16 protein-coding genes and 1 pseudogene are annotated in these 23,247 nt (G+C 75.5%); 12 read left to right on the top strand and 5 right to left on the bottom strand.

Features of this window, described 5'->3' with window-relative positions:
* Positions 1-259: 259 nt before the first annotated feature.
* Together bla and ACFYUY_RS26355 are read right to left on the bottom strand one after the other, a co-directional pair.
* Positions 260-1,186 (bottom strand): class A beta-lactamase, encoded by a 927-nt coding sequence (gene bla / locus ACFYUY_RS26360; RefSeq protein WP_360213763.1) that lies wholly within the window; start codon positions 1,184-1,186, stop codon positions 260-262.
* 235 nt (positions 1,187-1,421) lie between these two features.
* The gene (locus tag ACFYUY_RS26355; RefSeq protein ID WP_360213761.1) at positions 1,422-2,546 is read right to left on the bottom strand and encodes a DUF4185 domain-containing protein; all 1,125 of its coding nucleotides are present in this window, start codon (positions 2,544-2,546) and stop codon (positions 1,422-1,424) included.
* Positions 2,547-3,134: 588 nt separating this feature from the next.
* Between ACFYUY_RS26355 and ACFYUY_RS26350 the strand changes: the two genes are divergently transcribed.
* From ACFYUY_RS26350 to ACFYUY_RS26315, 8 genes and pseudogenes are all read left to right on the top strand, one after another.
* On the top strand, positions 3,135-3,656 hold the full coding sequence (locus ACFYUY_RS26350) for a MarR family winged helix-turn-helix transcriptional regulator (RefSeq protein ID WP_387904229.1): 522 nt from the start codon (positions 3,135-3,137) through the stop codon (positions 3,654-3,656).
* Between the two features lie 169 nt (positions 3,657-3,825).
* A complete protein-coding gene (locus ACFYUY_RS26345) occupies positions 3,826-4,332 on the top strand; it encodes a hypothetical protein (RefSeq protein WP_360213757.1) in 507 nt (168 codons plus the stop codon).
* On the top strand, positions 4,329-5,195 hold the full coding sequence (locus ACFYUY_RS26340; protein ID WP_360213755.1) for an NmrA family NAD(P)-binding protein: 867 nt from the start codon (positions 4,329-4,331) through the stop codon (positions 5,193-5,195). Before ACFYUY_RS26345 ends, ACFYUY_RS26340 begins: the two co-directional genes overlap by 4 nt.
* Positions 5,196-5,587: 392 nt before the next feature.
* Entirely contained in the window at positions 5,588-9,478 is a 3,891-nt protein-coding gene (locus tag ACFYUY_RS26335; RefSeq protein ID WP_387904226.1) for a Pls/PosA family non-ribosomal peptide synthetase, read from the top strand.
* Positions 9,479-9,513: 35 nt separating this feature from the next.
* Complete coding sequence (locus ACFYUY_RS26330; RefSeq protein WP_387904224.1) at positions 9,514-10,839, top strand: M1 family metallopeptidase; 1,326 nt, start codon at positions 9,514-9,516, stop codon at positions 10,837-10,839.
* Between the two features lie 154 nt (positions 10,840-10,993).
* On the top strand, positions 10,994-12,373 hold the full coding sequence (locus ACFYUY_RS26325; RefSeq protein ID WP_360213749.1) for a serine hydrolase domain-containing protein: 1,380 nt from the start codon (positions 10,994-10,996) through the stop codon (positions 12,371-12,373).
* 268 nt (positions 12,374-12,641) lie between these two features.
* Positions 12,642-13,445 (top strand): annotated as a pseudogene (locus tag ACFYUY_RS26320) (GNAT family N-acetyltransferase); the annotation flags it as partial.
* Positions 13,446-13,591: 146 nt separating this feature from the next.
* On the top strand, positions 13,592-14,485 hold the full coding sequence (locus ACFYUY_RS26315) for a lysophospholipid acyltransferase family protein (RefSeq protein WP_387904222.1): 894 nt from the start codon (positions 13,592-13,594) through the stop codon (positions 14,483-14,485).
* Positions 14,486-14,698: 213 nt separating this feature from the next.
* On the opposite strand, the gene ACFYUY_RS26310 is transcribed toward ACFYUY_RS26315, so the two are convergent.
* Entirely contained in the window at positions 14,699-16,267 is a 1,569-nt protein-coding gene (locus tag ACFYUY_RS26310) for an MFS transporter (protein WP_387904218.1), read from the bottom strand.
* A 173-nt stretch (positions 16,268-16,440) separates the two neighbouring features.
* On the opposite strand from ACFYUY_RS26310, the gene ACFYUY_RS26305 reads away from it, so the two are divergent.
* Positions 16,441-17,118: a TetR/AcrR family transcriptional regulator C-terminal domain-containing protein gene (locus ACFYUY_RS26305; protein WP_360213741.1), complete on the top strand. Its 678-nt coding sequence runs from the start codon at positions 16,441-16,443 to the stop codon at positions 17,116-17,118.
* 37 nt (positions 17,119-17,155) lie between these two features.
* A complete protein-coding gene (gene pip, locus ACFYUY_RS26300; protein ID WP_360213739.1) occupies positions 17,156-18,163 on the top strand; it encodes a prolyl aminopeptidase in 1,008 nt (335 codons plus the stop codon).
* Positions 18,164-18,194: 31 nt separating this feature from the next.
* On the opposite strand, the gene ACFYUY_RS26295 is transcribed toward pip, so the two are convergent.
* Positions 18,195-19,397: a hypothetical protein gene (locus ACFYUY_RS26295; RefSeq protein ID WP_387904215.1), complete on the bottom strand. Its 1,203-nt coding sequence runs from the start codon at positions 19,395-19,397 to the stop codon at positions 18,195-18,197.
* 138 nt (positions 19,398-19,535) lie between these two features.
* Here ACFYUY_RS26295 and ACFYUY_RS26290 point away from each other — a divergent pair, with 138 nt between their 5' ends.
* Positions 19,536-20,534: a YdcF family protein gene (locus tag ACFYUY_RS26290; protein WP_360213735.1), complete on the top strand. Its 999-nt coding sequence runs from the start codon at positions 19,536-19,538 to the stop codon at positions 20,532-20,534.
* Positions 20,535-20,795: 261 nt separating this feature from the next.
* Positions 20,796-22,235 carry a PHB depolymerase family esterase gene (locus ACFYUY_RS26285; protein WP_387904213.1) on the top strand — a complete coding sequence of 480 codons (1,440 nt, stop codon included), beginning with the start codon at positions 20,796-20,798 and terminating at the stop codon, positions 22,233-22,235.
* Here the strand turns inward: ACFYUY_RS26285 and mca are convergent.
* Positions 22,205-23,161, bottom strand: coding sequence for a mycothiol conjugate amidase Mca (mca, locus tag ACFYUY_RS26280; RefSeq protein WP_387904211.1), 957 nt, complete (start codon positions 23,159-23,161; stop codon positions 22,205-22,207). The two genes, ACFYUY_RS26285 and mca, sit on opposite strands and share 31 nt — an antisense overlap.
* Between the last annotated feature and the right edge of the window lie 86 nt (positions 23,162-23,247).

The following is a 23,247-nucleotide window of genomic DNA, read 5'->3' as shown; positions in this document are numbered from 1 at the left end:
TCCGTGTGAAGACCTGGAAGCACCGCAAATCTTTTGCGCACCACCCCTTAGGGCGCCCGATTATTCTGTGAATGGCGCAACTTGACGGTTGATTGACCTGATGATGACTCAGCCGACCGACCATCAGCGATCGCCGCGGGCGGCCGCTCGGCGGAGCTCGGCCCTCCTCCCCGACGCGCCGGACGGCCGGACGCGCCCCGGCGTCCGGCCGTCCGTGGGGCGGCGCCTCCCGGGCGGCCGCCGTCCCGTCAGGTCAGGATCAGGCGAGCGTCGCCGCCAGCAGCTCGGCGGTGGCGGCGACCAGCGGTTCGTCCGCCCCCGCGGTCGCGTCGCGCTTCGTGGAGAGGACCGCCAGGACGATCGGCGCGCGGCCGGGCGGCCAGGTGAGGCCCACGTCGTTGGTGGTGCCGTAGCTGCCGGTGCCCGTCTTGTCCGCGAGGACCCAACCCGCGGGCAGCCCGGCCCCGAAGCGCTTGCCGCTGGTGGTGTTGCCCCGCAGCCACCCGGTCAGGCGCTGCCGGTCCGGCCCGTCGAGGGCGTCCCCGAGAGCGAGCCGCGCGTAGGTCCGGCCGAGCGCCCGCGGGCTCGAGGTGTCCGTCACCCGCCCCGGCTCCGCCGAGTTCAGGGCGGGCTCCCACCGGTCGAGCCGGGTCACGCCGTCCCCGATCGAGCGGCAGAAGCGGGTCACCGCGTCCGGTCCGCCGAGTTCCCGGAGCAGGAGGTTGGCCGCCGCGTTGTCGCTGTGGTCGATGGCCGCGGCGCACAGCGCGGCCACGGTCATGCCGCCGGCGAGGTTCTCGGGCAGGCCGGTCACCGGGCCGTAGCCGGAGTCCGCGACGTCCTGCGCGGTGTAGGTGATCGTCTCGGCGAGGAACTCGCCGTCGCGGTCGAGGTCCCGCAGCACCGCGGCCACCGCGACGGTCTTGAAGGTCGAGCACATCGGGAACAGCTCGTCGGCCCGGTACGACACCGTCCGGCCGGTGCCGGTGTCGTGCGCGAAGACCCCCAGCCGCGCGGAGTGCGCCTGTTCCAGGGCGCGCAGCCGCCGCCCGACCGCGTCCCCGTCCGCGTTCCCGTTCCCGTCCACGCCCCGGGCGAACGCCCGGCCGCCGGTGGGGAGGGCGACGGCGAGGGCCGCCGCGGCCGCCCCGGTGAGAACGCCGCGCCGGCTCGCACTCGAATTCATCCCTGTCTCCCGCTGTCCTCGTCGCCACCGGGCGCGGTGTCCGGGTGCCCGCAGGGCCGTTCACGCCCGTCGGCCGGGCCCGGTCCACGCCCGTTCGTCCCCTGTCGAGACGCGACGCGGCGCCGATCCGTTCCCGTACGACTCGATCCCGCTCCCCCGCACGCCGCCCGGGCCGTACGGTGAACTCCGGCGGACCGCGGTGAACTCCGGCGGACCCCAGGGGCCCGCGACGGGCTCAGGAGAGCATGGCGACCCGGTACTGCATGATCCGGTAGTTCGTCGGGTCGTACCACTGGCTGACGACGATGTGGAAGTCCCCGAACGTCGAGCCGGGGACGACGAAGCCGCCGTACGGGCTGGCGACGAGGTTGCCGACCTCCTGCCCCGGGGTACCGGGGAGGATCATGGTCTGCTCCAGCGTCCTGGTCAGGTCCGAGGTCGGGAGGGGGAAGACCATCGCCCTGATCGACAGCGGGGCCGTGTTCAGCCAGGTCAGGACGTACTTGCCGTCCATCGCGCGGAAGCACGTCTCGCCCCACCTGCGGGTGCCGAGGACGGTCGTCGGGGCGGGCGCGCCCCACCTCCACCCGCCGTCGGCGAAGCCCCACGGCTCGTAGGCGCCCGGATCGCCGAGGCCGTCCTGCCGCACCCGGTGCAGCAGCATCCCCGACTCCACCTCGCGGTTGAAGACCGTGGACAGGACGTAGCAGTAGCCGTCGTCGGCCACGGCGTACGTCTTCTGCTGGAACTGACCTCCGTACAGGTCGCCCGGCCACTGGCAGAGGTACTCCCAGGTCTCGCCGTTGTCGGTGGAGCGCCAGAAGTCGGTGTGGTGGGTGTCGTAGATGACGCCGCGCATGAGGTGCATGTACAGCACGCCGTCGACGACGAAGACGTCGGACGGGATCGCCGTGGTGAACCCGTCGCCGACGGGGTTGTGCGGCTCGTCGACGAGGCTGTTCGCGTGGCCGCCGCCGACGCTGCCGTCGATGCGCAGGTTGTTCGGGTCCGCGCTGCTGGAGCGCAGGCCGACCGGGGCCCGCCAGTCGGCCGAGCCGACCCGGTCGCCGTCGAAGGTGTCGCCGCAGACGAAGAGCATGGTGCCGTCCGGGCAGCGCACGGGGATCCCGAGGTCGGTCCACGGCGCGGCGAACGGACCGGTCTCGACGGGGCCGCTGAGGTTCTTCACCTTGACGGCGATGGTCGGGCCCGTCGGGTCGTTGGGGCCGCCGGCGAGCGCCGCGGGGGCGCCGGAGCCGAGGGCCCCAGCCCCCACCGCGACGCCGATGCCGATCTTGAGCAGCCCGCGGCGGGAGGGCCCGCCGGCCGGTGCGTCGTTGCTGTCCGAGGAGCGTGTCATTCTGTCGACGACCCTTCCGGTGCGGCGAGTTCGGGCGGCTCCGAACCGGATCGCGCAACTCGTCGCGCCGGGTCGGCACTCGAGGCTACGGCGCCCGCCCGCCACTGCGTCGCTCGGTGGACGAACCTTCACCCGAATCGGGGACGCCCCGCGGACCGGGGTCCGGAGGAGGCCGCCGCCCTTGCCTCACTCCTGCTCCGGGTCCGGTCCTCGACGGCGGTCTCCGGGGCGTTGTACGCGGTCTCCGGAGCGTTGTGCGCGGTCTCCAGAACGTTGTGCGCGGACGCGACGCGCGTACCCCACCGCCACCGCCCGCCGACCGTCCCCCATGGTGACCGATCCGACGCACCGCCGGAAGCCCTCCGTGGCGTGCCGGTGGGCCCGCCCGGCCACCGCGTCGACCGCCACCGCCTCCCCCTCGACCGGAGGTCCGGACCGGACCCGAACAGACCCTGACGGCACCGGAGTTCGCCGACGGCGGCGGCACGGGCCCTGGCGGTCTCGCACTGACCGCCGCGGCGGGCGCTGCGGTCGAGGCCGTCACCCCCGGGCTTGACCGGAGATCTGATTAGGCGCCATACTATTTTCATGACGCAGCACCCCGGCACCGGCACCGGCGCTCCCACCCTGGACCAGGCACGCCGCCAGATCGCCCGCTACGGCCTGACGGCCGACCCGCAGGCCGTCCTGGTGGCGGCCCGGCTGATGGCGGCGGGCGCCCGGATCGGCCAGGCCGGGGAGGTGCACTTCGCCCGCTTCGGGCTCTCCACCGGCCGCTACCGCCTGCTGGCCGATCTGGAGGACCACGGCGGCGAGAAGTCGCCCTCCCAGCTCGCGGCGAGCCTCGGCGTCTCCCGGGCGACCGTCACCGGCCTGGTCGACGGCCTGGAACGGGAGGGCCTGGTGGCCCGCCGCCCGTCGACCGAGGACGGCCGCGGCAACGTGGTGGTCCTCACCGCGCGCGGCGCGCAGAAGCTGCGCGACCTGGCCCCGGAGCACTTCGCCCGGATGCAGGCCCTGGTCGGCGACCTCTCGGTCGAGGAGCGCACCGTCTTCCTCGACCTGCTGGCCCGGGTGGTCGCGGGTGCCGACGCGCTGACCGCGGACTGACCGGACCGGCCACCCGGACCCGACGGACCGAACGGACCGAACCGGCCCCGGCCGCGCCGGCCCGGGCCGACCCGGCGGGCCCCCTCGGGCGGCCCGCCCTTTTCACGCCCCGATAGTTAGGCACCTAATCAACAATGGCCAGGCAGCCCATCACCCCGAGGAGTCACCCGTGAACAAGAAGGCACCCGCGAGCAAGAAGGCACCCGGCGCGCCGCCGCCGTTCACCCTGTGGCGCGAGGTCCTGGTCTCGTACGCGATGCCCGCCGTGACGGCCGGCATCGGCGGGGCCGTCTCCCGGCAGCCGGAGCTGGTGGTCGCCGCGGCCACCACGATCGGCGGCACCTCCGCCCTCGTGGCGGCCCTGGTCGGCGCCGCGCTGCGCAGGCGGCCCGCGCACTCCTGGACCCGCCGGCCGCCGCGCGCCCTGCTGGCCGCACTGTTCGCCCTGCCCGCCACCGCGCTCGCCCTGGCCGTCGGCCTGGCCGCCGCGCACTGGCTGCCCCAGCTGCCGGCGCTGGCCGACAGCCCGTGGCCCGGCCGCCTCCCGGTCGACCTGCCGCTCTCCTCGGCGATCGCGACCACCGTGATCACCTGGCGATGGCGAGGCAGCCGCCCGGCCCGACCCCCGCAGCACCGGATCCCCACCCACCCCCAGCCCGAAGGACAGACCTCATGATCGTCATCATGGGCGCCGGCGGCGCCACCGGCGGCGCCACCCTGCGCAGCCTCGCCCACCTCGGCGTGCCGACCCGCGCGCTCAGCCGCGACCCCGCCCGGCTCGCCGCCGGTCTCGACGACCGCACCCTGGCGCTCACCGAGACGGCCCACGCCGACGCCGCCGATCCGGACTCGCTGCGCGAGGCCTTCCGCGGCGCCCACCAGCTGTTCCTCACCATGGCGAACGGCCCGCTCCAGCTGGAGCACGAGCTGACCGCCATCGAGGTGGCGCTGGAGAGCGGCGTGGAGCACGTCGTCAAGGTCTCCGCACCCGCCGCCGAGCCGGACTCCCCGGTCGCGGTCTCCCGCGGCCACCACCTGGTCGAGGAGCGGCTGCGCGCCTCCGGCGCCACGGCGACCGTGCTGCGGCCCTACGCGTTCATGCAGAAGCTGCTGCTCCTGGCCCCCGGGATCGCCGCGGCCGGGGTGGTGCACGGCGCCCTCGGCCAGGCCCGCTGCAACTACGTCGACGTCCGGGACATCGGCGACGCCGCCGCCGAGGTGCTCACCCGCCCGGAGCTGGCCGGCCGGACGTACCCGCTCACCGGCGGCCGGGCGTACGGCTACCCGGAGCTCACCGCACTGCTGGGCCGCCTGCTCGACCGGCCGGTGCAGTACGTGGACCTGACCCCGGCCGGACTGTACGCCCACCTGGTCGAGCGGGGCGGGATGCCGCCCTGGCTGGCGGCCCACGTGGTGGAGATCCAGCAGCTCGCGGTGGTCCGCCCGGAGGCCCCGGACGACACCTTCGCCCGCCTGACCGGACGCCTCCCGCGTACCATGGAGGCCTTCCTCCATGAGCACCTGCACCACTTCGGCTGACCGGCCGGAGCCCACGGAGCGCCCGTCGGAAGGCCCCCCTCCGGGGCCGGCCGGCGGGCGCAGCGCGGGGCATCCACCCGAAAGGAGCAGCATTCACTGTGGTGTGGATCACGATGGAGAATTCGATCTGACGATCCGTCAATTCGACTGACGCGTCGTCACATCACTCACGGTAAGCCTCAGTTGTTGACTGACGAAGCGTCAGATTCGGCCAGTTCCAGCCCAGTTGGGTCGAGTGTCGACCCAGACGGATCGTCCGGGGCAGGACTACCATCGGTCGGGTTGTCCGCTCCGGCCCCGGAGTGGGGTCACCCGACCGGGTGAGTTCTCCCACCGCCCCCCAGGCCGGACATCGGTCGGAACGGGGCGAGGACGAGGAGCGCACGGCTGTCATGACCGCTGAACCGAACCATCCGGAGCAGTACGCCACGCCGCCCCGCACCCTGCCGGAACGAGCCGTGCTGCCGGGCCGCCCGGCCCCCGCACCGCGCACCCTGGTCGACGTCCTGGACGCCACCGTCCGGGCCCACCCCAACGAGCCGGCCCTGGACGACGGGCGCCGCGTGCTCAGCTACCGCGCCCTGGTCACCGAGGTCGAGCAGCTGCGCCGCCGGCTGGCCGCCGCCGGGATCGGCCCCGGCGACCGGGTCGGCGTGCGGGTGCCCTCCGGCACCAACGACCTGTACGTCTCCATCCTGGCCGTGCTCGCCGCCGGCGCCGCCTACGTCCCGGTGGACGCCGAGGACCCGGACGAGCGCGCCCAGCTGGTCTTCGGGGAGGCCGGGGTGGCCGCGGTGCTCGGCGCCGACCGCGCCCTCAGCGTCACCACGGAGCGCGCACCCGCCGACGACCGCCTCCCCGCCCCGGCCGACGACGCCTGGATCATCTTCACCTCCGGCTCCACCGGCCGCCCCAAGGGCGTGGCCGTCACCCACCGCAACGCCGCCGCCTTCGTCGACGCCGAGGCCGCGCTCTTCCTCCAGGACGAGCCGATCGGCCCCGGCGACCGGGTGATGGCCGGCCTGTCCGTCGCCTTCGACGCCTCCTGCGAGGAGATGTGGCTGGCCTGGCGGCACGGCGCCTGCCTGGTGCCCGTCCCGCGCTCCCAGGTGCGCAGCGGCGCCGACCTCGGCCCGTGGCTGGCCGAGCAGGAGATCACCGTCGTCTCCACCGTCCCCACCCTGGCCGCGCTCTGGCCCGCCGAGTCCCTCAACGAGGTCCGGCTGCTGATCTTCGGGGGCGAGGCCTGCCCGCCCGAACTGGTCCAGCGGCTGGTCACCGAGGGTCGCGAGGTGTGGAACACCTACGGCCCCACCGAGGCCACCGTGGTCGCCTGCGCCGCCCTGCTGACCGGTGAGGGCCCGGTGCGGATCGGCCTGCCGCTGGACGGCTGGGACCTCGCCGTGGTCGACGAGGCCGGCGAGCCGGTCGAGGCCGGCGGCACCGGCCAGCTGGTGATCGGCGGGGTCGGTCTGGCCCGCTACCTCGACCCGGAGAAGGACGCCGAGAAGTACGCCCCGCTGCCCTCGCTCGGCTGGGAGCGCGCCTACCGCAGCGGGGACCTCGTCCAGGCCGACCCGGCCGGCCTGCTCTTCCTCGGCCGCACCGACGAGCAGATCAAGCTCGGCGGACGCCGGATCGAGCTCGGCGAGGTGGACGCCGCCCTGCAGGCCCTGCCCGCCGTGGCCGGCGCGGCCGCCGCCGTGCGCACCGCGCGCGGCGGAAACCAGCTGCTGGTCGGCTACCTGGTCGTCCAGGAGGGCTTCGACCGCGAGCAGGCCGTCGAACGGCTGCGGGCCGAGCTGCCGGCGGCCCTGGTGCCGCTGCTCGCCCCGGTCGACAGCCTGCCCACCCGCACCTCCGGCAAGGTCGACCGCAACGCCCTGCCCTGGCCGCTGCCCGAGCTGGAGACCACCGGCCGGAGCGAGCAGCTGTACGGCACCGAAGCCTGGCTGGCCGAGCAGTGGTCCGAGATCCTCGGCGTGACGGTCGGCGGCCCGCGCGACGACTTCTTCGCCATCGGCGGCGGCAGCCTGGCCGCCGCCCGGCTCACCACCCTGCTGCGCACCCGGTACCCGAACGCCGCCGTGCTGGACGTCTACCAGAACCCCACGCTGCGCAAGCTCGCCCGGCACCTGGAGCGCACCGCCGCCGAGAGCGGCGAGACCCGCACCGTCACCCTGGTCCCCACCCGGGCCAAGCTGCTGCAGCTGCTCCTGCTGATCCCGCTGTTCACCGTGGTCGGCCTGCGCTGGACGGTGGCCCTGCTGGCCGCCGGGAACCTGCTCTCCCACCTCGGCGACTACCCGTGGGCCCCCACCGCCTCCTGGTGGGCGGTCGGCGCGGGCGCCCTCGCGCTGTACACCCCGGCGGGCCGGCTGGCGATCGCGGCCGGCGGCGCCCGGCTGCTGCTGCACGGGCTGCGCCCGGGCAGCTTCCCCCGCGGCGGCGGCGTCCACCTGCGGCTCTGGGCCTCCGAGCGGCTCGCCGAGCTCAGCGGCGCCACCTCGCTCTCCGGCGCGTGGCTGGTGCGCTACGCCCGCGCGCTGGGCGCCAAGGTCGCGCCCGAGGTGGACCTGCACTCGCTGCCGCCGGTCACCGGGATGCTGAAGCTGGGCCGCGGCTGCGCGGTCGAGTCCGAGGTGGACCTGTGCGGCTACTGGCTGGACGGCGACCGCCTGGAGGTCGGCCAGGTCAAGGTCGGCTCCGGCGCCGTCGTCGGCACCCGCTCGACCCTGCTGCCCGGCGCCCGGGTCGGCAAGCACGCCCAGGTCGTGGCCGGCTCCAGCGTCACCGGCCAGGTGCCCACCGGCCAGCGCTGGGGCGGCGCGCCCGCCGTCAAGCTGGGCCGCGCCGAGCGGGCCTGGCCCAAGGAGCGCCCGCACCGCCGGGCCCGCTGGGCCGCGCTGTACGGCGCCGCCGGCACCGCGGTCGGCCTGCTCCCGGTGCTGCCCGCGCTGGCCGCCCTCGCCGTCCTGTCCGGCTTCGTCCAGCAGGGCGGCGACCTCGGCACGGCCCTCGGCGACGCCCTGCTCGGCCTGCTGCCGGCCACGCTGGCCTTCGGCGCGGTGTACGCCGCGCAGCTGGTGGCCGCCGTCCGCGTGCTGAGCATCGGCCTCACCCCCGGCGTGCACCCGTTGCACGGCCGGATCGGGTGGCAGGCCTGGACCGTCACCCAGCTGATGGACCGGGCCCGGGAGGTGCTGTTCCCGCTCTACGCCGGGCTGGTCACGCCGCTGTGGCTGCGGGCGCTCGGGATGCGCGTCGGCCGCGGCGCCGAGGTCTCCACGGTGCTGGCCCTGCCCAGCCTGACCACCGTCGGCGACGGCGCGTTCCTGGCCGACGACACCCTGATCGCCCCGTACGAGCTGGGCGGCGGCTGGGTGCGGCTGGGCGAGGCGAAGATCGGCGAGCGGGCGTTCCTCGGGAACTCCGGGATGACCGCGCCCGGCCGGTCGGTGCCCAAGCGCGGCCTGGTCGGCGTGCTCTCGGCGACCCCGGCGAAGGCCAAGAAGGGGAGCTCCTACCTGGGCATGCCGCCGATGCGGCTGCCCCGGGCCGCGGACCAGTCCGACCAGAGCCTCACCTACGAGCCGCCGGCCCGGCTGCTCTGGGCGCGCGGGCTGGTCGAGCTGGGCCGGCTGCTGCCGGTGCTGGCCTCGGGGGCGCTCGGACTCGTCACCGCCGCGGCGCTGTCGCGGCTGTCCGCCGCGTGGTCGGTGGGCGCGGCCGCGCTGCTGTCCGGCCTGGTGCTGCTGGCCGCCGGCACGGTGGCCTGCCTGGTCGCGGTGGCCGCGAAGTGGCTGCTGGTCGGCCGCTTCCGGGCCGTGGAGCACCCGCTGTGGAGCGGCTTCGTCTGGCGCAACGAGCTCGCGGACACCTTCGTCGAGGTGCTGGCGGTGCCGTGGCTGGTCGGCGCGGTGCCGGGCACCCCGGTGCTCAACCTCTGGCTGCGGGCGCTCGGTGCCCGGGTCGGGCGCGGCGTGTGGTGCGAGAGCTACTGGCTGCCGGAGGCGGACCTGGTCACCCTCGGGGACGGCGTGAGCATCAACCGGGGCTGCGTGGTGCAGACCCACCTCTTCCACGACCGGATCATGCGGATGGATACTGTGGTCCTCCGCGAGGGCGCCACCCTGGGCCCGGGCGGGATCGTGCTGCCCGGCAGCACGGTCGGCGCGCGCAGCACGCTGGGCCCGGCCTCGCTGGTGATGCGCGCCGAGTCCGTCCCCGCCGACACGCGGTGGCTGGGCAACCCCATCGAGGCGTGGCAGACCACGTCGTGACCACCCGTCCCGGCCCTCAGGAAGCGCACGTCCCCGTGAAGTCCAAGCACGTCCCGGCGGCCGCCGGCACCCCGGACCCGTACTTCCCGCAGAGCGGGGACCACCGCTACCGGGTCCACCGCTACGAGCTGGCGCTGGACTACCGGCCCGGGCCGAACCGGCTGGCCGCCTCGGCCCGGCTCAGCGCCGTGGCGGACACCGGCCTCGCGGAGTTCTCGCTCGACCTCGCCGACTTCCGGATCGGCCGGGTGCTGGTGGACGGCCGGGTCGCGCGCTACACCCACCGCGGCGGCAAGCTGCGGATCCGCCCGGCCAAGGCGCTGGCGGCGGGCGCGGCGTTCACCACCGAGGTGCACTACACCGGGAACCCGCGGCCGGTGCGCAGCCCCTGGGGCGGCCTGGGCTGGGAGGAGCTGACCGAGGGCGCGCTGGTGGCCAGCCAGCCGGTCGGCGCGCCGTCCTGGTTCCCGTGCAACGACCGGCCCGCCGACAAGGCGACGTACCAGATAGCGGTCACCACGCCGTCCCCGTTCACCGTGGTGGCCGGTGGCCGGCTGCTCACCCGCACCACCCGCGCGTCCAGCACCACCTGGGTCTACGAGCAGAGCGCGCCGACCTCCACGTACCTGGTGACGGTGTCGATCGGCCACTACCGGCCGGTGCCGCTGGCCGCCCGCCCGTCCGTGCCGCAGACCGGGTACGTCCCGGACCGGCTGGTCCCCGCCTTCACCCGGGACTTCGGCCGCCAGCCGGAGATGCTGGCGTACTTCACCGAGGTGTTCGGGCCGTACCCGTTCGGCGAGTACGCGGTGGTGGTCGCGGACGAGGAGCTGGACGTCCCGGTGGAGGCGCAGGGCGTCTCCACCTTCGGGACCAACCACCTCGGCGGCGGCTGGGAGCGCGAGCGGCTGATCGCCCACGAGCTGTCCCACCAGTGGTTCGGCAACAGCGTGACCGTCGCGAACTGGCGGCACATCTGGCTCAACGAGGGCTTCGCCAAGTACGCGGAGTGGCTCTGGTCCGAGCACGCCGGCGGCCCCGTCGCCGCCACCCACGCGGCCGCCGCGCACGCCCTGCTGGCCGGGCTCCCGCAGGACCTCAGGCTGGCCGACCCGGGCCGCCGGCTGATGTTCGACGACCGGCTCTACCAGCGCGGCGGCCTCGCCGTGCACGCGCTGCGGCGGGCCCTCGGCGACGGACCGTTCTTCGCGATGCTCCGGGACTGGACCAGCGTCAACCGGCACGGCGTCGTCGGCACCGCGGACCTGCTGGCCCACGCGTCCCGGTACACCACCGACCCGCTCGGGCCGCTCTTCGAGGCCTGGCTGCAGCGGCCCGAGCTCCCGCCGCTGCCGGACTGACCGGCCCACCGGGGCGTCCCCGGCCGCCACCCCGATAACGAGTGGATCCCCCCGGGCGGCGTGACTAGGTTGGCTCCGTCCGGCCCGGGCCGATTCCCTCGCCCCGGGCCGGCCGCCGTCCGACCGCCCTCCGCGCCGAGACCCAGGGGACCAGATGACCGACCAGCCCGACGAGCTGCTGCCGACCACCCGGCGCGCCCTCCTGCACCACATCGCCGTCGCCCAGGCCGAGGGCCGCACGCCCTCCCTGGTCGCCGGAGTGGTCCGGGACGGCCGGCTGGTGTGGAGCGGCGCCCGCAGCATGGTCGACGGGCACGCGCCGACCCCGGACGTCCAGTTCCGGATCGGCTCGATCAGCAAGACCTTCGTCGCCGTCCTGGTGCTGCGGCTGCGCGACGAGGGCCTGCTCGACCTCGCCGACCCGCTCGGCCGTCACCTGCCGGGCACCCCCGCCGACGGCGCCACCGTCGCCCAGCTGCTCGCGCACTCCGCCGGGATCGCCGCCGAGACCCCCGCCCCCTGGTGGGAGCGGACCGACGGCGCGCTGCGCCCCGCCCTCGGCGACCTGCTGGAGCCCGACGGCGCCCACAAGCACCCGGCCGGGCGCCGGTTCCACTACTCCAACCCCGGGTACGCGCTGCTCGGCGCCCTGGTCGAGCGGCTGCGCGGCGAGCCCTGGGGCGAGGTGCTCCGTCGCGAGGTGCTGGAACCGCTCGGCATGGACCGCACCACCCTGCTGCCGGAGCACCCGCACGCCGGGGGCTTCGCCGTCCACCCCTGGGCCGACGTCATGCTGCCGGAGCCGCTCACCGACACCGGGCTGATGGGCCCGGCCGGCCAGCTCTGGTCCACCCTCACCGACCTGGCCCGCTGGGCCGCCTTCCTCGCCGCCGGCGACGACAAGGTGCTCGCCGCCGCCACCGTCGCCGAGATGCGCCGGCCCGCCGTCGGCCCCGACGACGCCGACTGGACGTACTCCTACGGCCTCGGCCTGCAACTGCGCCGCCACGAGGGCCGGGTGCTGTACGGCCACTCCGGCTCGATGCCCGGCTTCACCGCCGGACTCTGGGTCAGCGAGGAGGACGCCCTGGCCGGGATCGCGCTGTCCAACGCCACCACTGGCGCCGCCACCACCCTGATCGCCTCACAGCTGATCACCCTCACCGCCGCGCACGAGCCCCGGCTGCCCGAGCCCTGGCGCCCGCTGTCCGAGGTCGACGAGGAGCTGCTGGCGCTCACCGGCCCGTGGTACTGGGGGACCTCGCCGCAGATCCTCCGGCTGCGCGCCGACCGCGCCCTGGAACTGGCCCCGGCCACCGGCGACGGCCGCGGCTCCCGCTTCCGCGCCGAGGCCGACGGCACCTGGACCGGCCTGGACAACTACTACGCGGGCGAGACCCTCCGGGTGGTCCGCGCGGCCGACGGCACCGTCAGCCACCTCGACCTCGGCTCCTTCGTCCTCACCCGCGCGCCCTACGGCCCCGCGGACGCCGTCCCGGGCGGGGTCGACCCGGCGGGCTGGCAGGCGTACTAGGACGGGTCGTGGACAGCCCCGGGGCACCGCGCCCCGGGGCTGTCCACCCATGCCCGGCGAGCGCCCGGTGCCCGGCAGATGACCGGGAGACGACGGGTGGTCCCATTCAGCAGCTGCACATCTGCGCTCCGCCACGCCGCAACGTGGATGCCAACCGGCTCGGAGAGACATACGGGGACCGGTTCGCGTGCAAGCCCAGCGCCCGCGAACCGGCCCGCGCCCTGGCGACCCAGGGCGCCGCCGATCGTGCTGCCCTGGAGGGTCCGCCATGACCACCGTCCCCACGTACGCTCCGACCGCAGTCGCCCCCACCCACGATGCCCCGGCCGTGCCCGCCCCCCGCAACCGCCCGGCCCCGGCCACCGGCTACACCGTCTCCCTCGCCCGCGACGCCGACGACGTACGGGCCGCCCAGCGGCTGCGCCACCAGGTCTTCGCCGCCGAGCTCGGCGCCGTCCTGCACAGCCCGGTCGCCGGTCTGGACATCGACCCCTTCGACGAGTACTGCGACCACCTCCTGGTGCGCGAGGGCGAGCACGGCGCCGTCGTCGGCACCTACCGGCTGCTGCGCCCCGAGGCCGCCCGCCGGGCCGGCCGGCTCTACTCCGACGGCGAGTTCGACCTCTCCGGCCTGGCGCCCGTCCGCCCGGGCCTGGTCGAGCTCGGCCGGTCCTGCATCCGCCCCGACCACCGCGGCAACGGCGCCGTCATCAACCTGATGTGGGGCGGCATCGCCCGCTACCTCGCCGACACCGGCAACACCTGGGTGGGCGGCTGCTGCTCCATCGGGCTGGAGGACGGCGGCGCCACGGCGGCCCGGGTCTGGGACACCGTCAGCGCCAAGCACCTGGCCCCGGAGCAGTACCGGGTCACGCCGCGCCGCCGCTGGGACGCCACCGGCGTGCCGCGCGCCGAGCGGGGCGCGCTGCCGGCCCTGCTCCGCGGCTACCTGCGGCTGGGGGCCTGGGTCTGCGGCGAGCCGGCGTACGACCCGGACTTCGACTGCGTCGACCTGTACGTGCTGCTGTCGCTGGAGCGGACCGACCCGCGGTACCTGCGGCACTTCCTGTCCGGGGCGTCGGGCCTGTCCGGGGCGAGCCGGTCCGGCGTCGGCCTCTCCGGGGCCGGGCTGTCCGGGGCCGGCGGTGTCTCCGGGGCGGCGGGCCCGTCCGGGGCCGGTGTCTCCCCGCTGGCGCCCTCACCACTCGGCGCGTCGGCATGAGCGTCTGGCTGCCGACGGCCACCTGCCGGCCCGAGACCTGCCTGGCCGACCCCGCGCCGGCCGTGGCCCACCCCCGGCGGGTGCTGCGGCTGACGGCCTGTCTGGTGACGGTGCTGGCCGGGGTCGTGCTCAGCCTTCCGGTCCGGCTGCTCCCGCAGGACACCCGCGACCGGCTCACCCGGTGCTGGTCGCGCCTCGTGCTGCGCGCCCTCGGGGTCACCGTGCACCTCGGGACGCCGGGCGGCGGCGTCCACCCGGGGAGCGCGGTCGGCGGCGGGACGCTCGTGGTCGCCAACCACGTGTCCTGGCTGGACATCCCGCTGATCGCGGCCGGACGGCCGGGCCGCTCGCTGGCCAAGACCGAGGTCCGGCGCTGGCCGGTGCTCGGACCGCTGGTCGCCTGGGGCGGCACCGTGTTCCTGGACCGCGACCGGCTGCGCACCCTGCCGGACACCGTGACGGCGGTGGCCGAGGTGCTGCGCTCCGGCCACCCGGTGATCGTCTTCCCGGAGGGGTCCACCTGGTGCGGGCGGGAGAGCGGCCGGTTCCGGCCCGCGCTGTTCCAGGCCGCGGTGGAGGCGGGCGCCTTCGTCCAACCGGTGACGATCCGCTACCGGCTCGCCGACGGCCGGCCGACCAGCGTGCCCGCCTTCGTCGGCGACGACGGGCTGCTCACCTCGCTCGCCCGGGTGGTCGCGGTGCGCGGCCTGGTCGCGGAGGTGACGTTCCTGCCTCCGATCCCGCCGCCGGCCGCGCCGGGGGCCGGGCTGTCGGGGGCCGGGCTGTCGGGCACCGGGCGGTCGGGGGCCGGACAGGCGGCCACCGGACGGTCGGGGGCACGGCGGGAGCTGGCCCGTGCCGCGCAGGCGGCGGTCGAGGGCGTCCGCTGACGGCGGGGGCCCGCGCCGGTGCGGCCGGCCGGTGTTGCCGGGCGGTGCGACCGGACTGGCTTCACGGGCCGGTCCGGCCGCCCCGGCCCGGGCGGCACCCGTGCCCTGGCCCGTGGCCCGCGTCCCCGTCCGCTCGCGTCAGGTCCGCTCCCGACCGGTCGACTCCCGCCGGGACGGCGGCGTCGGGGCCCGGGCCTTCCCGCGTCACGGCCGTCAGGCCCGAGCGGCCTCGGCCGGCGCCTCCGCCTGCGCAAGCCCGCTCCCGGCCGGGGCGACCGTGCGGGCCCGGCCCAGCAGGACGGCCACCAGGACGGCGGTGACGGCGAGCGCCGCCGAACCGCAGCGCACGGCGAGGTGGATGCCGTCGATGAACGCCCCGTCCACGGCCTCCTGGACCGGGCCGGGCAGCGCCACCGCCGGACCCCCGGCGCCTCCGCCCGCCGCCCCGGCGGGTGCGTCGGCGATGGAGCCGACCGCGCCCGGCGGGACTCCGAGCCGGTGCAGGGCCGCGGTCAGGGTGTCGGTCATCCGGTTCGTCAGCACCGCGCCGAGCACGGCGATCCCGAGGACCCCGCCCAGCTCGCGCAGCGTGTTGATGGTCGCCGAGGCCATCCCGGTCTGGGCCGGGGAGACCCGCTGGAGCACCGCGATCGACACCGGGGTGAAGGTCATCCCCATCCCGAGGCCCATCGCGAACAGGGTCCACAGGTACTCCGGGTAGCGGGCGTGCTCGCCGTACAGCGACAGTCCGCCGAGGCCCGCCGCGCACAGCAGGAGGCCCAGCACCAGCGGCGGCCGCGGCCCGTGGCGGGCGGTCAGCCGGCCGGAGAGCGGGGCGGCCAGGACGATCATGCCGGTCATCGGCAGTCCGGCGTAGCCGGCGTCGGCCGGGGACCAGCCGAGCGGGCCCTGCATCAGCAGCGGCAGGAAGAACAGCGCGCCGAAGATGCCGAAGCTGACCATGAACCCGCTGAGCAGCGCGCCGCCCAGGGCTCCGTCGCGGAACAGCCTCAGCTCCAGCATCGGCTCGGCGAGGCGCAGTTCGAGCACCAGGAAGGCGACGAGCAGCAGGGCGGCCGCGGCGCCGCAGAGCAGCACCCGGGGGTCCGTCCAGCCGCGCGACGGCCCCTCGATCAGCGCGTAGACCAGCAGGCCCAGGCCCGTCGCGGAGAGGGCGAGGCCGCCGAGGTCGATCCGGCGGGCGCGCGGCGGGATGTCCGGCAGGACGCGTGCGGCGAGCACCAGGCCGAGCACGCCGATCGGCACATTGATCCAGAAGACGCTGGCCCAGCCGAGGTGTTCGACCATCGGCCCGCCGACCACGGGCCCGATGGAGAGCCCGAGCGCCGAGACGCCGGACCACAGGCCGATGGCCTTGGCGCGCTCGCGCTCGTCGGTGAAGACGTGGCGCAGCAGGGCCAGGCTGCCCGGGGTGAGCAGCGCGGCTCCGACGCCCTGGACCATCCGGGCGCCGACCAGCGTGCCGATCGTCCCGGCGAGGGCGGCCAGCGCGGAGCCGACCGTGAAGAGCGCGAGGCCCAGCCGGAAGACCCGGGTGCGGCCGTGGCGGTCGCCCAGCGCACCGCCGGTCAGCACGAGTGCGGCGTAGACGAGGCTGTATCCCTCGGCCACCCACTGGAGGCCGCTGATCCCGGCGTCCAGGTCCTGCCCGATGCGCGGCAGGGCGTTGTTGACGATGACGTTGTCCAGCATGGACATGAACATGGTGACGCAGAGCGTCAGTAGCGCGAGCCGTTTGCGCCGGGCGCTCGACTCCTCCATGAGACCCTCCCGATCCTCGAAACCCGACAGCCGGCCCCGGCCCCGGCGCTCCGACAGCACCCGCGGCGACACCCCTAACAGTGTTAGGGGCAGGCGCGACAGGCACAGGGTGCCCCTAACGGTGTTAGATTGCAAGCGGGATTCCTGAGAGCACGGGAGGCATCCGCACCGCCATGCCGGACAACGACGACACGACACCCCCGCTGACCAGGGAGGCGCTCACCCGGGCCGCCCTACGGGTCCTCGAACGGGACGGCCTCGCCGGACTGTCGATGCGCAAGGTCGCCAGCGAGGTCGGCGTCAAGGCCGCCTCGCTCTACTGGCACGTCCGCAACAAGCAGGAACTGCTGGACCTGCTCACCGACGCCCTGATGGCCTCCGCCGAACCCCCGCCCCGCGAAGGCAGCTGGCGCGAGCAGTTCCACGAGTACTGCCGTCGCTACCGCCGCCTCCTGCTCGACAACCGCGACGCCGCCAAGGTCGTCTCCGGCCGCCTCGCCCCCGGCCCCCACCTGCTCGCCCTGATGGAGGACCAGCTCGACCGCCTCCGCACGGCCGGCTTCTCCGACGCCGACGCGGCCATGGCCACCTACCTGCTCGGCGCCTTCGTCCAGGGCTTCGTGCTCCAGGAACAGTCCCCGATCTCCGCCGCCGAGGTCCTCGGCACCAGCCGCCGCACCATCGTCGACGCCGCCGGGGACCGCTTCCGCGCCCTGCCCGCCGAGGACTTCCCCAACCTGGTCGCCCTGGCCGGCGACCTCACCGAACCCGGCATGGACGCCCGCTTCGACTTCGGCGTCCACCGCATCATCGACGGCCTCGCCACCCTGCTGCCGCCCGAACGGGCCTGACCCGACGACGGCCCGCCCGCCCACGGAGGAGCCCGCCATGCCCGGACCGCGCCCCCGCCCGGAGCCGCACCCGCACCCGCGCTCGGAGCCCTACCCGCCCTACCAGCCCTACGCGCAGGGACTGCTGGACGTCGGCGACGGCCAGCAGATCCACTGGAACGCCTCCGGCAACCCCGCCGGCCGGCCCGCCGCGGTGGTGCACGGCGGGCCCGGCTCCGGCCACCAGCCCGGCGCCCGGCGGTACTTCGACCCCGAGCGCTACCACGTCGTCCAGTTCGACCAGCGCGGCTGCGGCCGCAGCCGACCGCACGCCGCCGACCCGGCGACCGGTCTGGAGCACAACACCACCGACCGGCTGATCGCCGACATGGAGCGGCTGCGCGAACACCTCGGCATCGAGAAGTGGCTGCTGTACGGCGGCTCCTGGGGCTCCACGCTGATCCTCGCGTACGCCCAGACCCACCCCGAACGGGTCTCCGCGATCGTCATCTGCGGCGTCACCACGACCCGCCCGGAGGAGACCGACTGGCTCTACCGGGGCGTCGCCCGCTTCCTGCCCGGCCCGTGGCAGGCCTTCCGCGCGCACCTCCCCGCCGAGGACCGGGACGGTGACCTCGTCGCCGCCTACAGCCGGCTCCTCAACAGCCCCGACGAGACCGTCCGGCGCGCCGCCGCCAACGCCTGGGCCACCTGGGAGGACGCCGTCATCGCCCACGAGGCGCTCGGCAAGCCGAACGCCTACACCGACCGGCCCGACGACGACCTGATGGCCTTCACCCGCATCACCGCCCACTACTTCGCCCACGACGCCTTCCTCGCCGACGGGCAACTGCTGCGCGACGCCGGCCGCCTGGCCGGCATCCCGGGCGAGCTGATCCACGGACGCCTCGACCTCGGCTCGCCGCTCGACACCGCCTGGGAGCTCGCCCGGGCCTGGCCCGACGCCAGCCTCACCGTCGTCGACGAGTCCGGGCACACCGGCAGCCCCGCCATGCGCACGGCCGTCCTCGCCGCCCTCGAACGCTTCGCCGCCCAGGAGGACTGAGCGACGGGCCACCCGCGACCGGCCTGCCGGCTTACGGTACGCCGGGGACGACGGCGGGGGCCGGGGCCTTCGCCGCTGCGGCCCCGGCCCGGACGGCCGCCGCCACGGCGACCATCCGGTGCATCACGGCTTCCGGCACGGCCGGGTTCCCGGCCGCCTCCTCGGCGGTCCGCTCGTCCAGGAGCAGCGGCACCAGGCACGCGGTCGGCAGCGCCGGGTGCCGACGGGCCAAGGCCCGGACCGAGGCGTCGGCGTCGTCGAGCAGCCCGGCCACGGTCTCCGGCGACAACCGCGGATCCTGCGCCGCCCGGGCGCGCACCTCCCGATCGGGATCGCGGCAGAACCGCTCGGCCAGGGCCGCGGTCGAGGACGGGTCGTCGAGGGCCAGCAGGCGCAGCCTCGGCTCGGGGGCGTCCGCGAAGCGCAGCAGGTCGTGGCGCGGGAAGTTGGGGTGGTTGCGCGGCCGCCCCGGGAACGAGAACGAACCCGACCACCAGCACCACACGTCGAGCAGCACCTCCGCCGGCGCGTCCTCGCAGGACTCGCTGAGGAACAGCCGCACGGCCCGGTCCTCGTCCCGGGCCAGCCGTTCCAGCACGTCCGGTGGCAGCCGCCGTGCCCGGGCCACGCTGCGGCGGACCCAGAGCTTCGGCGAGGACGCCAACTGCCGCATGGCGTCCGGATCCTCGTGCAGCGCCGCCACCCACCACAGTGCGTACGTCCGGTGCCCGGGCTCGATCGCGGGCACGGCCTCCGCCATCGCGGCGATTTCCTCCGGCGTCGCGGGCGGCCGCGACCCGGCGCTCGGCGGCCGCTCGATCCCGACCCCGACCCGGGCCCGCCACAGCCGGTCCGCGCGCAGGTCGGCCGCCACCTCCGCCAGGGTCTCGCGGAGTGCCCCCGGAGGTCTCGCGGCCAGCAGCCGCTCCCACTGCGCGTCCGAGAGTCGACCCGAGTCCGCCGCCATGCCCCAGACCCGGCGCAGCGGATGGTCGACCGCGGCGTCCAGCACGCCCGCGGGCAGGTTCGTCCGCAGCAGGAACGCCGACGTGCCCGTGTCCAGCAGCGAGAGCAGCACCGCCTCCGGTGCCCCGGTGTTGAAGCCCAGCCCCCGCAACCACGCCCCGGCCACGCACGCCGACGGCTCCGCCCGGAACAGGCCGGCCCAGCCCCCGTCCGCGGCCGTGTCACCGACGCCACCCCCGACGGCACCCGCCGCCCGCACACCACTCATCCCCGTAGCGTAGCCACCGCGCCCGACCGCACCGGCCGCGCCGGCGGGAGGCACCTCACGGGCCTCACGGGCCATCGCCGGGAGGGCCGTTCGAGGTCTCCGGCCGGGTGGGAACGGGGGGACCCTACGATACGAGGCATGATCGCCTATGCCCCAGCAGCCCTGTTCTTCCTGCTCTTCGGGATCGGGGTACTGCGCGACCGCCGCAGGTTCAGCAACGCCGTCCTGCTCGGGATCGCCGTGACACTGCTCTGCCTCACCCTGCTCGCCGAGCTGCGCAGGGCACCGACCCTGGTGGCGGAGGTGGCAGCCGTGGCGATCATCCTGCTCCCGGCGCTGGGCACCGTGGCACTGGTCTGGTTCCTGATCTCGAACGGCCTGACCATGATCCGCAAGGAGGGGACGCGGCCCGCCAACCTGCTGTCGCTGCTCGCCGGGGTGGGCATCCTCGGCGTCATCGCCCTGCTGGTCGCGGCCGTGGCCACCAAGTCCCCCCGTGTGGGGATCATGGCGGGAACCGCCGTACTTGTCGTCGGCTACGTCTCCTTCCTGTTCCTCTGCTTCGTCGGGTACGCGTTCCTGTACGGCCACCACCGACCGCGCCGGGACGTGGACTTCGTCGTGGTGCTGGGCTCCGGTCTGATCGGCGGCGAGCGCGTCCCGCCGCTGCTGGCCAGCCGGCTCGACCGCGGCCGTGAGGTCTACGACAAGCAGGCGGCGCGCGGGAACCCGCCCGTCCTCATCACCTCGGGCGGGCAGGGCCCGGACGAGAAGCTCCCGGAGTCCCACGCGATGGCCGACTACCTGGTCGAACGCGGTTTCCCGGCCGAGCACATCGAGCGCGAGGACCGCTCGCGCACCACCGAGGAGAACCTGCTGTTCAGCAGGGCCATCATGGAGCAGGCCAAGCCGGACTACCACTGCGTAGTGGTCACCAACAACTTCCACGCGTTCCGCGCCGCGCTGACCGCCCGCAAGACGGGCGTCAACGGGCACGTGTTCGGGTCGCCGACCGCCGCCTACTACTGGCCGAGCGCGACGATCCGGGAGTTCGCCGCCGTCTTCCTCGCCCACAAGCTGGTCAACTTCGGCATCTGCGGCCTCCTCGCGCTCTGCGGGGTCCTCGCCGCGCTCTGAACCGGCGCCGCGGTCCCGAGTGCCGTGGCCCGGAGCACCGTGGCCCCGAGCACCGTGGCCCGGAGCACCCGAGTCCCGGGCACCGAAGTCCCGCCCGTCGCCGTCCGGAGCACCGCGGTCCGGGCCGGCCGGGTGCGGGCCATGGCGGTCGGTGCCATGACGGGGCAGTGGAGGCCGGGTGGCCGTCACATGGCGTCGCGGCGGGTGGCACGGCACGCTGCACGGCGGCCGCTCCCACTCCTCCCCCACCCAGGAGCCACCATGCGCCTCCGACCCGTCCTCGCCGGGCTGTTGACGGCCGTCGCATTCACCGTCGGCGCCCCGGCGCCCGCCCCGGCCGGCGCCGACACCGCGAGCGGGACCTTCCAGCAGGTCACCGGCTTCGGCGCCAACCCCGGCAATCTGGCGATGTACTCCTACACCCCGGCCGGTCTGCCCACCGGCGCACCGCTGGTGGTCGCCCTGCACGGGTGCCTGCAGAGCGCCGCCGACTACTACCGCGACTCCGGTTGGACCACGTTCGCGGACCGCTACGGCTTCGCGGTCGTCTTCCCCCAGACCGGAAGCGCCAACAACAGCCTCTCCTGCTTCAGCTGGTTCGACGCCGCCAAGGACGCCCGGGGCGTCGGCGAGGCGGAGTCCGTCGCCGAGATGGTCGCCAGGGCGAAGTCCCTCTACGGCTCGGACGGCAACCGGGTGTTCGTCACCGGCCTGTCCGCCGGCGGCGGGATGGCCGCCGACCTGCTGGCCGACTACCCGGACCTGTTCGCCGGCGGGGCGATCGACTCCGGCCTGCCCGCCCGGTGCGCCACCACCCAGGCCGCCGCCTCCGGCTGCCAGAACTCCGACCAGGGGCTCACCCCGGCCCAGTGGGGCGACAGGGCCCGGGCCGGCTACCCGGGCTACTCCGGGCCGTGGCCCAGGGTCGCGATCTGGCAGGGCAGCGCCGACACCGTGGTGAAACCGGTCAACGCGACCGAGCTTCGCGACCAGTGGACGGACGTCCAGGGCGTCGGTCGACGCCCGACCGGCACCCGGAGCCTGCCGGGCGGCACCACCGAGGACGACTACGCCGACGCGGCGGGCCGGCCCGTCGTCGCGGTGTTCACCGTCGCCGGCATGGGTCACGGACTCGCCGTCGACCCCGGGTCCGCGGCGGACCAGTGCGGGGCGACGGGCGCCTACTTCCTCGACGCGATCTGCTCCAGCTACCACACCGCACGGTTCTGGGGCCTGGACGGCGGCGGACCCACCACGCCCGGCCTGCCCGCGCCGTCGGGACTGACCGCCGCCCCCGCCGGGGCGAGCTCGATCACCCTGGCCTGGCAGGCCGTCAGCGGTGCGGCCTCCTACCGGGTCTACCGGGACGGGGCCGTCGTCGGCAGCACCACCGGCCCGTCCTTCACCGACGGCGGGCTCGCCCCCGGGACGGCGTACGGCTACGCCGTCGCAGCGGTCGACGCCGCCGGGGCGGTGGGCGCCCGCTCGGCCACCGTGACCGGAACCACCGGCGGCGGCGCACCCCCCTGCTTCACCGACGACAACTACGACCACGTGCGGGCCGGCCGGGCCACCCAGAGCGGCGGCCAGACCTACGCGCTCGGCTCGGGCCAGGGCATGGGGCTCTGGAACACCTTCGTCACCCACACGTTGCGGCAGACCGCGCCGGGCTACTTCGTGCTCGCGGACGGCCAATGCTGATCCTCCCCTCCTGAACGGATCCCAGCGAAGAGGTCGGTCTCGACCGCTCCGCCCACCGGTGGGCCCCCGACCGAGCCGGAGGGACCACGCCCGCCCCCACCGGGCAGCAGGCTCCGGGCGAGGTGGTAGTCCTCCGTCGGCCAGACCTCGCGCTCGACGTCCCGCGGGTGGGCCATGAAGGCCACCCCGGGCTCGACCTGGGTGGCGTGCGCCAGCATCGCGGCGTCCCGCACGGCGAACCGGTCGGCGCACGCTATCCGGGTGGTGGTGGAGAGGGCGGGCGGGGTGTCCGGCCAGTCGGCCAGCAGGCCGCCCATCCCGGACGGCATGCCCCTCGCCGTCAGGGCGTCGTGGAGGGTCTGGAACCAGGCCCGGGACAGGGCCAGGTGGTAGTAGAGCTTCACTGCCTGCCAGGGCTCCCCCGCCTCCGGGTGGCGGCCCGGATCCGCGGCCGCCTCGAAGGCCTCGACCGTGACCCGGTGGGTCATCACGTGGTCCGGGTGCGGGTACCCGCCGGTCTCGTCGTAGGTGACCACCACGTGCGGACGGAACTCCCGGATCAGCGCGATCAGCGGGGCCGCCGCGACCGCCACCGGGAGGGCCGCGAAGCAGCCCTCCGGCAGCGGCTCGCCGGGCCCGGGCAGGCCGGCGTCGACGAAGCCGAGGAAGCGCTGCCGGACCCCGAGGACCTCCCGGGCCGCGGCCATCTCCTCCCGTCTGATCCTGGCGAGGTCGGCCCGGACCTCCGGGCGGTCCAGTGCCGGGTTGAGCACGGACCCGCGCTCGCCGCCGGTGCAGGTGGCGACCAGGACGTCGACCCCCTCCGCCGCGTAGCGGGCCAGGGTGGCGGCGCCCTTGCTGGACTCGTCGTCGGGGTGGGCGTGGACGGTGAGCAGGCGCAGACCGCCGGGGTGCTGGGTGAACAAGGGCCCTCCCGGGCGGTGGTCGACGGGATCGTGCGCGCCGGAACGGCGGTCGATCCCCCGGTGGACGAGCGGCCGGGCGGCCCCCC

This window comes from Kitasatospora sp. NPDC004745 (genome assembly GCF_042873275.1).
In the GTDB taxonomy this organism is placed as follows: Bacteria; Actinomycetota; Actinomycetes; order Streptomycetales; family Streptomycetaceae; genus Kitasatospora.
The sequence above is the reverse complement of the archived record's forward strand: the minus strand, read 5'-3'. Positions and strand labels throughout refer to the sequence as shown.